Annotated in this window: 8 protein-coding genes; 6 read left to right on the top strand and 2 right to left on the bottom strand. The window is 40.2% G+C overall.

All coding sequences use genetic code 11. The annotated features are described in order from the left end of the window. The first annotated feature begins 37 nt into the window (after nucleotides 1–37). The 6 genes from ACN6NB_RS01865 to ACN6NB_RS01840 all read left to right on the top strand — a co-directional run bounded on the left by ACN6NB_RS01865 (nucleotide 38) and on the right by ACN6NB_RS01840 (nucleotide 4,841). Complete coding sequence (locus ACN6NB_RS01865) at nucleotides 38–952, top strand: DMT family transporter (protein ID WP_144491723.1); 915 nt, start codon at nucleotides 38–40, stop codon at nucleotides 950–952. Between the two features lie 352 nt (nucleotides 953–1,304). After that, entirely contained in the window at nucleotides 1,305–1,604 is a 300-nt protein-coding gene (locus tag ACN6NB_RS01860; RefSeq protein WP_024427284.1) for a hypothetical protein, read from the top strand. Nucleotides 1,605–1,668: 64 nt separating this feature from the next. Then, the gene (locus tag ACN6NB_RS01855) at nucleotides 1,669–3,093 is read left to right on the top strand and encodes a hypothetical protein (protein WP_144491722.1); all 1,425 of its coding nucleotides are present in this window, start codon (nucleotides 1,669–1,671) and stop codon (nucleotides 3,091–3,093) included. A gap of 8 nt (nucleotides 3,094–3,101) precedes the next feature. After that, nucleotides 3,102–3,791, top strand: coding sequence for an ABC transporter ATP-binding protein (locus ACN6NB_RS01850; RefSeq protein ID WP_126682190.1), 690 nt, complete (start codon nucleotides 3,102–3,104; stop codon nucleotides 3,789–3,791). Next, nucleotides 3,748–4,281, top strand: a complete 534-nt coding sequence (locus ACN6NB_RS01845; protein WP_073979274.1) for a stage II sporulation protein M — start codon at nucleotides 3,748–3,750, stop codon at nucleotides 4,279–4,281. Before ACN6NB_RS01850 ends, ACN6NB_RS01845 begins: the two co-directional genes overlap by 44 nt. 20 nt (nucleotides 4,282–4,301) lie before the next feature. Further along, the gene (locus tag ACN6NB_RS01840) at nucleotides 4,302–4,841 is read left to right on the top strand and encodes a hypothetical protein (protein ID WP_075610865.1); all 540 of its coding nucleotides are present in this window, start codon (nucleotides 4,302–4,304) and stop codon (nucleotides 4,839–4,841) included. Nucleotides 4,842–4,871: 30 nt separating this feature from the next. Here the strand turns inward: ACN6NB_RS01840 and ACN6NB_RS01835 are convergent, their stop codons facing one another. Together ACN6NB_RS01835 and ACN6NB_RS01830 are read right to left on the bottom strand one after the other, a co-directional pair. Then, complete coding sequence (locus ACN6NB_RS01835) at nucleotides 4,872–5,612, bottom strand: thioesterase II family protein (RefSeq protein ID WP_144490716.1); 741 nt, start codon at nucleotides 5,610–5,612, stop codon at nucleotides 4,872–4,874. 6 nt (nucleotides 5,613–5,618) lie between these two features. Next, nucleotides 5,619–13,814 carry an amino acid adenylation domain-containing protein gene (locus tag ACN6NB_RS01830; RefSeq protein WP_474253207.1) on the bottom strand — a complete coding sequence of 2,732 codons (8,196 nt, stop codon included), beginning with the start codon at nucleotides 13,812–13,814 and terminating at the stop codon, nucleotides 5,619–5,621. Nucleotides 13,815–13,823 lie beyond the last annotated feature (9 nt).

Here is a 13,823-nt window from a genome sequence, read left to right as displayed (position 1 = left end):
CATTTGAAGCATGCATGCTCATGTAAGGAGTCACGTTATGAATATTTCAAAACAAAAAGCGTATGCTGCTGCGATCGCATATGCCTCTATCATTGGTTTTTCCTTTTTGTTTGTCAAAATAGCATTAGAATCAGCAAACCCAATCGATTTATTGGCACACCGCTTTACTGTTTCTTTTTCAGCCGCTCTATTGCTGTATCCATTTTTACGAAAGAAGAATCGCATATCCATTCAATGGCGTGATCTCATTTATATCGTACCGTTTTCCTTGCTTTATCCTGTTTTGTTCTTTGCTTTTCAAGTGTGGGGATTGATGTATACATCTTCTTCAGAGGCTGGCATCATTCAAGCAACGATTCCCATTTTGACGATGCTGCTGGCAGCCTGGTTTTTAAAGGAACGTGCGACATGGATACAAGTGCTGTTTACCCTTCTTTCTGTGTGCGGGGTGATGCTTCTCTTTGTCATGAAGGGAATTGATGTCCAGCATTCTCACTTCATCGGCTATGTGCTGATTTTACTTTCAGCCTTGTCATCCAGTGCATATAGTGTGTTTGCTAGAGTGATTACAAAACGATTCCATGTGATCGAACTCACCTTTGTGATGACCTTCTTTGGCTTTGTCTTTTTCAATGCCGCTGCGCTTATCCGGCATTCGACCAATGGCTCATTGCCGGAGTTTTTCAGTCCATTTACAGATGCATCCTTTGTATGGTCGATGCTCTTTTTAGGTATTCTTTCATCGCTTCTCACGGCGTATTTATCAAACTATGCACTCTCGCACCTAGAAGCGGCAAAGGTCAGCATCTTTAATAATTTATCCGCGTTTATCACAGTCGCCGCCGGGGTTCTCATTTTACACGAAACGATTGATTGGTATCATTTCCTCGGAGGGGTGCTGGTCATTGGCGGGGTGATTGGCGGGAATGTGGTAAAGAAACCGAATTCATAAGAAAAAGCGGCCTCTTTAAAGAGAGCCGCTTTCTTTTTTAATGTCTGATCAATTGTTGCTTGTCTTGTATTATCCTAAAAAGCTTCTTTTTTCGTCCGAATTAAATTTCAATAAATATATTTAGTGTTTTCACCTTGTATTTCATAGCTAGTTACTGAAGAAATGTCATTATCAATTAAAAAAACGATTTATATGCTAATAATTCTCTAGTAAATTCATTATCTTTCCTCACATTTTATCAAAATATTACTCTTTCGTTACAGAGAAATAAAATACAGTATAAAAAACCCATTTATTTAATATCCTTTTTTTGTATAATATGGGTATATAAGCAAGGGAGGGGGTGTTAATTATGGAATTGAGTTTAAAAAATAGATTTTTTGCAATTGTAGGCTTGAGTCTTATTTTCACTCTAACTTTAACAACTATGATTTTATTGACTCTTGAACCAGTTACACCTTTTGCAAATCTAGTAGCAAACTATCCTCAAATACCTGGCTGGGCTATAACTTCTGTTAGTGCAATTCTAAATGCAGCAGGTACAGTGGGTGCTGTTGCTGCTGTCTTAGGTACTTTTGGACTTGGTGCTATTGCTTCTCTGGTCATTAGTTATGCTAGAAAATACGGAGTGAAATACGCTATTTCTTTCTAAAAAAGATTTAATAGAGAAGGTGTAACAGCCTTCTCTATACACCTTTAAAATGGAAGTGTTGTAAATGCATAAATATTTAACATATACAAAAATGTTGTTAATCAATGATCTAAGAAGACACCAACGAAATAATGCTCTCATTTTTGTGTTTTTTGCTTTCTTATACATAATAACACCGCTATTACTAGGTATATTAACTCCTTTTTTCGTTAAGGATTTAACAATAATCTATTTATCGCTGTTTATATTTATGTTTACAGTTAATATTGATAAAAGTTTGATGAGAATACTTTTCTCTACTGATAAAAAACAGATGGCTATTTTAAAAGTTCATCTAGATCAATATATCTTCAGTAAAGATATGAGTAAGTTTTTCAGTACTATTGTGGGTGTATTATTCTTAATTTTAGGGTCTTACTTAGCAAATTTAATTATAAATGGGTATGAGGGATCTTTTACAATCGCTGCTTTGGCAGCCTCGTCTTTTATTATAGGTTACTTACTTAGATTACATGTCTTGTTGCTACTTTCTAACCCAAAGTTTTTCTCAATTTCATCGAGTATTGGTTATATAACTACTGGCCTCATTGCACTGTGGGTTTTCACTGTATTTAGATTCAATTTATTAACAAATTCTTTATCTAGTTATTCAATATATTTTATTTTAACCTTCACATTTATTAGCTTATTGTTATTGATGAATTGGAAGAAAAATGTTCGTAATGTACCAATTTTTAATTCCCAAAAAGAATTAAAAGAAAAACGAAAAAGAACATCTAGAGAGTTTAATCATATTTTATTTTATGAAATTACACTTCTCATGAGAAATCCTCCTATACAATGGTCAGTATTATTATTTATATTAACAATATCTGGGGGGTTATTTGGTCTAATTCTTTATGGTGTTAATACAAATCAACTTGAAACATTGAATATAGAAAATGATTTTTTATTTATTTTTAGTGTGATTTTTCCAATGATTATTATATCGAACGCAATACAACCATATGTCTCTTTTGATATTGATGGCCCCATTCTTCCTTTAAAACAGAATTTACCTAACTTAGTGAAAAATAAAATTAAAAACAAGATTATTTTATCTATTATATTACACTTGTTTTTTTGTATTTTATATATCATTTTTTCAAGCTTTGTATTAAAACTAGATCAGCCTTTTTACGTGATGATTACTTTAATAAACACTTGTATTCTCGTCGGTATTTGTACTGTCGGTTCTACTGTTGTATTTCCTTATTTTAATTGGGAATTTGTTTATCAAGTTCCAAGTTCTCTTAGTAAATTGACTTTAAATATTTGTTATGGTTTCATTCTAGCTTTATCAGTGATTTCCTCATATAGCACAGTATATTTCATTTTAACAAATTCTGTTATGGCTGCTTGTTCTTTCATCATTTTATTTTTAATGATTAAATTTTGGGATAGAACAATCAACAAAAATTACAAATCATTTAAAACATTATTTGAGTGAGGGATTGTATGTTATCAATTCATGGTCTAATAAAAGAGTACAAAGAGTCTAACTTTAAAGTTATGATCCCTGAGATGCATTTCCAAGAGGGTAGAATTATCGGACTATTAGGTAAAAATGGTGCTGGAAAAACGACTATTTTAGAAATGGTAGCTGGATTGATAAACCCTGATGAAGGTCAAATATTAATAAATCATAGTAAGCAAAATTTTTCTTCTGTCGGATATATGGAAGACGATCCAACTCTATTTGAAAACTTAACCTGTTTTGAACTTGTAAAATACCAATCTATGCTTGTAGAACAACCTTTAGAAAATGATCAAATCAAGGATCTATTGAGCAAATATGGATTAGAAGAACAAATTCACCGCCGTTCCTCTGCTCTTTCAAGAGGTATGAGACAAAGAATGTCTTTTATTTTAACAATATTACATCATCCAAACATTATTTTATTAGATGAGCCATTTACAGGTCTTGATCCTACAAACATGGCTGACATGAAAAAACATTTAAGAAATTTCAGAGATGCCAACAAAATCATTTTGCTCTCCACACATATCATTCAATTTGCTGCAGACTTATGTGATGAAATCCTTTTTATTGATAATGGTAGTATCATTCACTCAGAAAAAAAATCTTCAGGAGTGACTTTTCATGAAGATCAACTCGAAAAGAAATTTTTTGAAAAATTATCTTAAAAATTTTTCAGTTTTTATCATATTATTTTTAGGAGGTTTTAGTTTAAGTATTTTTGCTTCAACATTTATAGATAGTATAGATTTGAAAAACAACATTGAGATTCATAGCTATCTAGAAATTTTTTTTAATAACCTTTTTGTGTCACTCCTAATATTAATATCTGGCATTGTTAGTTTAGGTTTGTTATCTAGCATTATTATTTTTCTAAATGGTTTTTTCTTAGGTGCATTTTTTATATCGTATACATATATATATGGAATTGATATAGCATTATACTATATTATTTTCCACGCTCCGATTGAAATTTTCGGTTTGTTTCTTTTTTATTTTGTCTCTTTTGATATATCAAGACAGATTATAGGATATATCATATCTAAAAACAAAATTTCATTTAAAACAAAAGGAAAAATCTATGCTAGTCAGCTTATAACCGGTGTTTTCTTATTATTTATTGCTTCGATGATTGAATTTTATTTTATAAAAATTTGATATTGTTAAAGGGTGCTATTATGAAAAAACACATTTTATTAGTATGTATGCTTTCTGGTATAATAGCTTTCATCCTTTCTATATTAAAAATGGATGAAATAAATAAAAATCTACTAGAGCTACAAATTGATGGGAATCAAGATGTAATTGAAGTTAGTAAGTGGATAGGTATTTCACTTGCTGTGATTGGAGAAATATTCAAGCCAATGATTGAAGTTTTATTTTTTTCATTAGTCATTTTTTTAAGTTTTATTATTTTCGGAATAAAAGATTCCTATAAAAATATTTTTAAAAAAGGGATATTAGCTTACTATTACATTTTATTAGGCAACTTGATTGTTATTATTTTATACCTATTAAAGGTATCTAATGCTGAACGCACGATTACACTTCCATTTTTATGGAACATCAACATTTTCGTTATAGTCGCATTTAGTGTGTGGTGCTATTCTCACTTAAAAGATCAAGAAAATAGAAGTTATAAATTTTACATCCCATTCGTTTTATTATTCTTATTTTCATTAGCTATATCAGCGTTTTCAAGTATTATTCCTCAGTAAAAAACGACCCTATTGATGGGTCGTTTTTTCTTAATTCTTGATCAATTGCTGCTTGGCTGCAAGCTCAATCACATGTCTCATCTGCTCTGCAAATGGCTCGGGATGTGTGTTGATGTACATGTGGCCTCCATCGAAATCGGTGCGTTCGATGGTTTTTGCCCATTTTAGCCAGCCGCTTGCATCCTGCATGCATTTCTCATCTTGTTTTCCATTGAATAAATAAACAGGTGTGTCGATGATCGATTGATCTGTGTGCTGAAAGGTTTCTAGTGCCCTGTAGTCTGCACGCAAGGATGGTGTAAAGTAATCCATCATTGGTTTGTTTTCTAGTAATTCCTTTGGAATCCCGCCCATTTCGGCAATATGCTGCACAAATGCGTCATTGGATAAATGCGTCAGCATCTGTCGTTTTGTTTGCGGGGGCTGAATGGCTGAGATCACCGCTGCTGCCGGATAGATCCCTTCTTTTTCTAGCAGCTGGGTTAGTCTGTAAACCACAAGTCCGCCCATTGAATGTCCGAACAGAATAAATGGACGGTTCAATTTGTCCGTGAGTCCTTCTTTATACAGCTCTGCCAGCCTGTCAATGCTTGATTCAAGCGGCATGAGATTGGTGCCGTGCCCTGGAGGCTCTGCTGCTGTGACTTCGGCCATGTCTTTTAGCTGTTCAAAGAGTGGACGGTATGAGGCGGAATATCCGCCAGCAAAAGGAAAACATATAAGCTGAATGAGATCTGATTTTTTTTCAAAGGTTTTAAATAACTGATTCATACGTCTTTACCCCTTTATAATCGTTTGAAGAATCCGTGCCAGTTCATCTGCCTGCGGTCTTTTCATCATGGTGACATGGTCGCCTTTGATGTGGTAATACACGCACGATCCTTTCGTATAAGCCTCCCAGTCTGCGAACTTCTTCTGGAAATCGCTTGCATGATCACTACTTTGGACAATATAAAATGGCACAGGGAATGGTTCTTTTTCTAATTCAATGGCTTGTGACATGATCGTATTATGCGTTTGCATTTGCAAATATTTATCTAAATATTGATCATTCATGAATTGATGAACAACTTCATCCTTTTCTGCCTCTTTGAGTATTTTCTGCTTCACTTCTTGGAAGCTCAATCCTTGTAAAGCTTCTGGCTGAATGCCGACCAGATTCCCCATTCCAAGGACAAGTGCGAGCATTTTCACTTCTTCTTCGTTCATATCGGCATGAAGTGCCTGATCTGCCTCATCTCTTAGCACTGGCACCGTATCTAAAATGATGAGTCCTTTCGGTGCTTTTCCTGCATGAGAGAGCCGCTGATTCATTCCGTAGGCAAGGTGCCCGCCCATTGAATGCCCTGCGAGATAGTCAATGCCCGGACGGTAGAACGTTTCAATAGCTTCAACAAAAAGGGTCACAAGCTCCGTGTAATGGAGAAATTGCGGCTCTTCATCCTCATATAAGCCGGGAGACTGCAAGGCGTACACAGCACCTTGATGTGTCATGAGCTTGGCAACATCAATATAGCCCATCACCGTTCCACCAGCAGGCGGTGCAAAGAATATTCTTGGTTCGGCTGAATCGCCTTTTTTCAACTCGATCACATAGTCCTTCGGAGACCTTTCGACGTTCTCAGCGGCTTCTGGTACTGCGTCCAAATGTGCGGCTAATTGCGCAGGTGCAGGGTGCATAAAAATCCATTTTGGATCAACACGAACACCTTTTTCTTTTAATTTGGCGACAGCCTGAATACTCATGATGGAATCGCCGCCCAGATCAAAGAAGGAGTCATGCATACCTACTTGCTTCACACCAAGCACCTCCTTGAAAGCTGCGACAATCCGCTCCTCCGTTTCGGTGACCGGTTTGTCGTCATCTTGGGAAAGGGAGATTGTTTCTGTTGGCTCTGGCAGTGCTTTTTGATCAACCTTCCCGTTCGTTGTCACCGGCATTTCATCCAGTACGACAAAGTAACTTGGAATCATATAACCTGGCAGGCTTTCCTGCAAAAAGGCTTTCCAGCCCGGAAGAGGATTGTCTCCGTTTGTCACTAGGTAGGCTGCCAGCCTTTTTGAGCTGCCATACGTTTTGGCGATGACTGTACATTCTTTGACTTGTGGATGCTTGAGCAGTGCTGTTTCAATTTCTCCGCATTCAATTCGGTAGCCTCTAATTTTCACTAGATGATCTTTTCGCCCGAGGTATTCAATGGTGCCATCTGACCGCCATGTACCAAGGTCGCCTGAGCGATACAGCTTGTCTCCCTTTAGTTCAGGAAAAGGATTGTCAATAAACCGCTCCTTTGTCCGCTCTGGATCATGAAGGTAGCCTTTAGCAAGGCCAGTTCCACCGATATAAATTTCTCCTTTGACTCCTGCTGGTACTGGGTTGAGCGCATCGTCCAGTATGACAACAGTTGAGTTCGACACCGGCACACCAATTGGAACTGATTTTGCACCTGCTGGCACGTGTGTGACTTGATGTGTTGTGGCTAAGGTCGTGTTTTCTGTTGGCCCGTAAGCATTGACGAGCACACCTTCCATATGCGGCAGTGCCTTTCGTGCATGCTCACTAGACATGGCTTCCCCGCCAACGAGTAATGTGCGGTAGCCTGCCACGCTTTTTGGATCATGCTCCACCAATCGATTAAATAAAGCGGTTGGCAGACAGTTGGCGGTTACTTGATGCGTTTTGATGAACTGTGTTAATTCGTCCATATTCAGTGCTGCATATTTTGGGAGCAGAATCAGCTGACCGCCATTCAGCAGCATTCCCCATAATTCAAATGTAAAGGCATCAAAAGCATAGTTTGAAAGCTGAAGCATTTTGTCATCTGGACCGAGCTTTATATAATTTGTTTCTCTAACCAAGCGGACAACTCCTGCATGAGGAAGCATCACGCCTTTTGGTGTACCTGTTGAGCCTGATGTGTAATTAACATAGGCTATCTGGTCTTCACCTATGATCGATGATTCTCTTTGATACACTGCATTTGTTTCTTGTATTGGCTTGTCCATGACGATCTTTGTACATGTAAAGTCTACTAGACGGTCTGCAAAATGAGACTGGGTGATGATCACATCGCTTTGCGTATCACGAACGATGAGACGGATGCGTGCATCAGGATATTCAGGTGACATCGGAACATATGCAGCACCAGATTTGATGATTCCTAGTACCGAAACAATCATGTCAAAGGAGCGATCAAAAAGCATCGGGACAAGGGAGCCTGGTCCAATTCCTTTTGACTGCAAGTAAGCAGCAAGCTTTGTCGCCTTCTTATCTAAGGCTTCATACGTCATATGCTTATCCATATAGGACAAGGCAATACGATGCGGATCACGCTTCACCTGTTCTTCAAACAATTCTTGAAGCGTACGCTTTGGATAAGGCGTTTCCGTTTGATTTTTCCCTATAATCATCGCCGCCTGTTCCGCTTTGTCCATTAAGCAATAATCAGCAAATGTACGCTCAGGCTGAGCCGTCATGCCGTCTAGCACATGGAGATAATAGTTCATATAACGATGGATGGTCTCTTGATCAAATAAATCCGTATTGTATTCCACATGAATCGACAGCTGCTCTTCCTGTTCAAATACATGCAGGGTGAGATCAAATTTAGATACTGTATGATGAACCACCACATGTTCACTTGTCAGCCCTTTTAGGTTTACATCAAGCGAATTGGTGACATACCCCATGGCCGCCTGAAAAATAGGTGACCGGCTTAAATCTCGATCTAACGAAATGTCATCGACAAGCTTATCAAATGGATAATGCTGATGTTCAAACGCTTTTAATGTCATCTCTTTCACATTTTCCAAGAGATCGGCGAACGTCTCTGCTGTTGAGACGTCCTGTCTCAGCGCAAGTGTATTCACAAACATCCCAACGAGCTGCTCTGATTGCTTGGCATCCCGGCCTGCAATAGGCGATCCAACAATGATATCTGTCTGTCCGGACAGCTTGTGAAGCAGGACGTAGTACGCAGACAGCATTGTCATGAACAGTGTCGTGCCCTGCTGCTTAGACAAAGCCTGCAAGCGGCGGATAAGCGGTTCATCCAATACGATTTGCTCTGTAGCACCGTTAAATGTTTGAACTGGCGGACGAGGGCGATCAAACGGCAGATCCAGCACTGGAAGTTCACCTTGTAACGTATTGAGCCAATAGGTTTTGTCTGCTTGATGATGCTTTAATTGTTCATTTTCCCAATGTACATAATCTGTCCATTCGATTTCTAAGGCTGGGAGCTGCGGCGTTTCATCTGCAATCAGTGCGTCATATGCCACTTCTAATTCCTGAATGAGCAGGCTGAGTGACCATGCATCTGAAATGATGTGATGCTGCGCGCAAAGAAGATAATATTCCTCCTTGCCCATATCTACTATCGTCCACTGCGCAAGAGGTCCTCTTTCTAAATCATAGACGCGTTCTGCCTCTTGCTGAATGAGCTGCTTCAGTCTTCTCGCTCTTGTTTTTTCATTAAATAACGAGAAATTTGCCACAGTCACAGATGGCGGAAGGTCTTCTCGAATGAGTTGGACCGGCTTGCCGCCAAGTGATTCGAATGTTGCCCGAAGTGCTTCATGCCGCTTTGTTAAAAGGCCAATCGCTTTTGTTAATGCTTGAATGTGTAATGGTCCTGTCAGCTTCCAAGCACCTAATATATTGTAATGATGGCTCTTTTCTAATGTGGATAAGAACCAAATGCGCTTCTGGGCATGTGACAGCTCATAGCTTGTTTTCTTTTCAAGCTTTGGAATTTTAGCTTCCTGAACGGCTGGCGCCCCTTTGATGTCATCAATCATTTGCGCCAGATGTGCCAGATGTTTGCTTTCAAATAATATTTTTAAAGGTGCCTTCATTGAAAATTCATGATTGATCCGAGAAATGGTTTGAGTCGCTTTTAGTGAATGTCCGCCAAGGTCGAAGAATTGATCCTCTTTGTACACGCGATCCACATCTAAAATATCCTCCCATATGACGGCAAGACGCTGCTCTGTCTTCGTTTCTGGCAATTGCTTTTCAAGGCTTTGTACGTTTTTGTCATGATTCAATTTGAGAGCTTTATGATCAATAGAGCCATCTTGTTTTTTCGGTATTTCCTGTACTTGCTGAATGTCCCATTTGCCTTCTGCGATGCTCTTGATCTCTTCAACATGCACTTCTTTGCCAGGCTGAACAGTGTAAAAAAGCTTTTTTTCAAAGACCGGTATTGGAGCTGGCTGAAGATACCCGGCGATGTCTCGGTTTGCTCCGTCCAGTCCGATAAATAGATGCGCTTCATTCAGCCGAACACCTAGACATAAAGAATGGAGACCTTGCTTCTTTCCAATCAATTGAAATCCCTTGCGAACGGTGAGAGCTGCTCCGGTATGCCCCTTAGACAAACCGAGATTATCCCACATACTGAAGTTCAATGAGATCGCTCGTCTTCCTTGTTGAAAGGTGAGAGCGTGGGCGAGTCCATCTAAAAAGCTGTTGGCCGCAGAGTATGCCCCAAATGTCGTGCCGCCAAAAAAGCCATTGACCGATCCAAAAAAGACAAGCGGTACTGTCGGATCATACTTAAAGGCTTCCTGCAGCACCCATGCCCCGTCTGCTTTCCCTGACATTTCTTTTGTGAAATCCTCTTCTGACGTATGAGCCAGTGTATACTTGTCCGCCTGCTGAAAATGCTCAGACACATTGCCAGCACCGGCCAAATGCAGCACACCTCGGATCGATTGTCCAAAATGCTTTTCTGCTTCATAAATCGCCTGTTCGACGTCACATAAGTTGGTCACATCCGCTTGGACATAAATGACGTCACCAAAACCTTTTAACTGTGAGAAGGCTTCTTTCTTTTCCAAGCTGCCTTCCAGAGATGTCCGTCCAATCAAGACGAGCTTTAAGCCAAATTGGAGCATCTGCTTAGACAGCTCAAACCCAATCCCGCCAAGTCCTCCAGTCAATAAATAAAGACCTTCATATTCTAAAAACCCTTCTGTTTGAGGTGCTTCCATCATATTGACTTTTTCCAGCTTTGGTACGAACCTGTCCCCATTTCGGTAAGACACTTCTGCTTTTATATGGATAGCAGACAATTCATCCGCAATATGCTTGGCATCCTGTTCTACATTCTCCGCTTCAATTTCAAGATGAGACACCTCTGCTCCTTCCCATTCTTGCGGAATGGTTTTTAATAGACCTACAAGCGGCGTTTTCTCCACATGAAGATCGTCTTCAGGCTGCACAAATTGTCCACCTTTTGTCACAACGACAAAACGGCTGGGCTCTTTATTTGCTTGTCTCAATGCTTGATACAAGTACAAAATGGATTGATTGGTGCTGGCATGCAGCTCTTTGAAATGCGCAGGATCAACGATGTCTTCTTTGTCTGACACATTCCACAGATGGAGCATACGCCCGGTCTTTAGTTCATCTGCTTCAAGTGCTGCAATGAGCCTGACGTAATCCCCCTTGATTCTCGGGTTTATCTGATACATCCCTTTAGACAGACGCAAAAATTCATGCCCTTTTCTCACAGAAATATATGGCTGATTCTTTTGCTCAAATTGGGCGTAAAGCGATTGATAAAGTCCTTTTTCATCTTCGAAAACGAGGACATGTTCAGCAAAAGGCTGAGTTGGACCGATATTCTCCTTAGCCCAAATGCGTTTAAAAAACCAATCTGGGAGTGTTTGTTCATTTTCAGAAGCAAGATCCAGTGCCTGTTCAATGTCACGGAAGGCTCCATCTTTTAGTGCTGCGCCTAACTGAGCACGCTGGATTTTCCCACTCTCCGTTTTCGGAAATTGATCTTTTTTCACCGGAATGATGTGATCAGGCTCTATGCCGATTTTTCGAATGATGGCCTCTCTAATCTGTTGAATCATTGTGATTTGTTCCTCTATTGAATCCCTTTGTGAGACAAAAAAGACAGCAAGCGTGTCGTTGCTTGATTCGGGATTATAAATGCCGTACGCAGCGGCAAAGGTGACTTCAACCCCGTCCACCTCTTCTACAACCGCTTCAATTTCGTAATTTAAATAGTTAGCGCCGTTGATAACAATGATGTCTTTTTCTCGACCTGTCAGAACGAGACGCCCTTCGTGAATAAAGCCTAAATCCCCCGTGTGAAACCAGCCGTTTTCCGCAAATACTTCTTGATTGGCTTCCTCATTTTGATAGTAGCCCATCATAATTGTTGGACTCTTCACCTGCAAGCGCCCAACCTGATCTTCTGGCAGCACCTCGTGATGCTCATCTACAATTCGAATCCATACAGACGGAATCGGTGTGCCGACTTCTGTAAACGTCATCTTGTTCGGGTGATCGTGCGTCACATATTCGATCTCACTTGTTAATGAATTTTGATCAATCGTCAGCTGGCCATCCTGTTCACCGTTCCGCATAAATTTCTTTGACTGAACAATGGCTGAGGATGTTTCTGACATGCCGTAAGCAGGTACCATCGCATGACGGCTTAATCTGTGCTGACCCATGATGTGCATGAAGCGCTGTGTGACTTTCGGGACAACTGCTTCCGCTGCATTCATGATATAAGTCAGAGTAGACAGGTCCCAGCTCCCTTTACGAATGTCCTCCTCATATTCATTCATCATGGCAAAAGCAAAGTTTGGCGCCCATGTTCTTGTCACACCGTATGTTTCTACCCAATCGAGCCACACCATCGGCCGCTCGATAAATTGATCGATGGATGGACTAATCTGCTGGCAGCCAAGGTAGACGTCATGTACATGAAACATGACAATTCCACCAACATGATCAAGCGGCATCCAGTTAAGCGACACATCCTCATGTGTAAAGCCGTTTACCTGCTCAAAAGCAATAATTCTAGATAAAATGCTTTGATGATGATGACGGATACACTTTGGTACACCCGTACTTCCTGAAGACAGCAGCTGCAGCACAGGCTCATCCGGCTCCGGCTCATAATGCTGTTCATCTGGTTCATACGTCAGCAATGCTTCAATTGTTAAGATAGGCATGGTCTTTGCTTCAAATGTCTCACGCAGACCAGCAATGTCCTCAGCATTTGCTTCATTCGTAATAATGAAAGGTTCGTTTTGCAGCTGAAACACGCCCTTCAGCTTATTTACACCTTGATTCATTTCATCATAAACAGGCGGCACGGAGACCGGGGTCGGAATGATTCCTCCGAGAATACAGCCCCAGAACACCGTGATAAAATCTTGATGATCTTTCAATTGAAGTAACACTTGATCACCGTTTGTCAGTCCTGCTGCCCTTAAACCGGACAGAACCCGTTCAGCGCTTGTTAGTAATTCAGGATAGGTTTGGGTCAACGTATGCCCGTCTTCTTTCAAATAAGTCACCCCGCGGTCTGGTGACATAAAAGCTGCTCGAATCAGCACCTCTGTCAGTGTGACAGGTGTGCCTGGCTTTTTGATCACATCTCCGCCATACACAAGTGCAGGCGGCTTCTCATGTACAGATGATTGCTTTGTCTCGCTCGCTTCCTTCTTCGAAAGCGATCCGTTCCCTTGAATATGCTGTCGATTAGGAAACAGGTCATCTAAGTGATAGGGCGTTTGTTTTTCTGACTGACTTTCAATGAAAGCGGCCGCTTCCTCTACTCCATCTATAGCTTTGGTGCGCTCTTCTATCTTTCTTAATTCCTCTTGATCTATGATTTCAATTGAAAGCAGTGCCTCTGTGTCGACTGCTCCACTTTCTGTCTTTGGCAAAGAAGGTAATAAGACAAGAGCAGCTGGCACTTCATGAGGGTGAAGTGGACCTTTCATCAGGTCCTCCCTTGTCAGCGAAGGGTCCTTCGCCTGTGCAAATAGCACAAGCGATAGACTGCCTTCTTGATTTTTCTTCGGAATGATGGCACATTCCTTAAGCGGAAAATGAAGCATCATGACTTGCTCTAATGCTTTGAGATCCATCCGTTTTCCGTTGATTCTGACGATATGATTTGCTGCATGTCCTTTTCGTCTACTCACTAACATCGTTCTTCT

It is taken from the genome of Bacillus sp. 11B20, from assembly GCF_056098985.1.
This window is presented reverse-complemented; position numbering and strand designations above follow the sequence as displayed.

What these genes read in the sequence shown, in the direction of transcription:
- ACN6NB_RS01865 (WP_144491723.1), top strand. Translation starts at nt 38, where the DNA reads ATGAATATTTCAAAACAAAAAGCGTATGCTGCTGCGATCGCATATGCC.
- ACN6NB_RS01860 (WP_024427284.1), top strand. Translation starts at nt 1,305, where the DNA reads ATGGAATTGAGTTTAAAAAATAGATTTTTTGCAATTGTAGGCTTGAGT.
- ACN6NB_RS01855 (WP_144491722.1), top strand. Translation starts at nt 1,669, where the DNA reads ATGCATAAATATTTAACATATACAAAAATGTTGTTAATCAATGATCTA.
- ACN6NB_RS01850 (WP_126682190.1), top strand. Translation starts at nt 3,102, where the DNA reads ATGTTATCAATTCATGGTCTAATAAAAGAGTACAAAGAGTCTAACTTT.
- ACN6NB_RS01845 (WP_073979274.1), top strand. Translation starts at nt 3,748, where the DNA reads ATGAAGATCAACTCGAAAAGAAATTTTTTGAAAAATTATCTTAAAAAT.
- ACN6NB_RS01840 (WP_075610865.1), top strand. Translation starts at nt 4,302, where the DNA reads ATGAAAAAACACATTTTATTAGTATGTATGCTTTCTGGTATAATAGCT.
- ACN6NB_RS01835 (WP_144490716.1), bottom strand. Translation starts at nt 5,612, where the DNA reads ATGAATCAGTTATTTAAAACCTTTGAAAAAAAATCAGATCTCATTCAG.
- ACN6NB_RS01830 (WP_474253207.1), bottom strand. Translation starts at nt 13,814, where the DNA reads ATGTTAGTGAGTAGACGAAAAGGACATGCAGCAAATCATATCGTCAGA.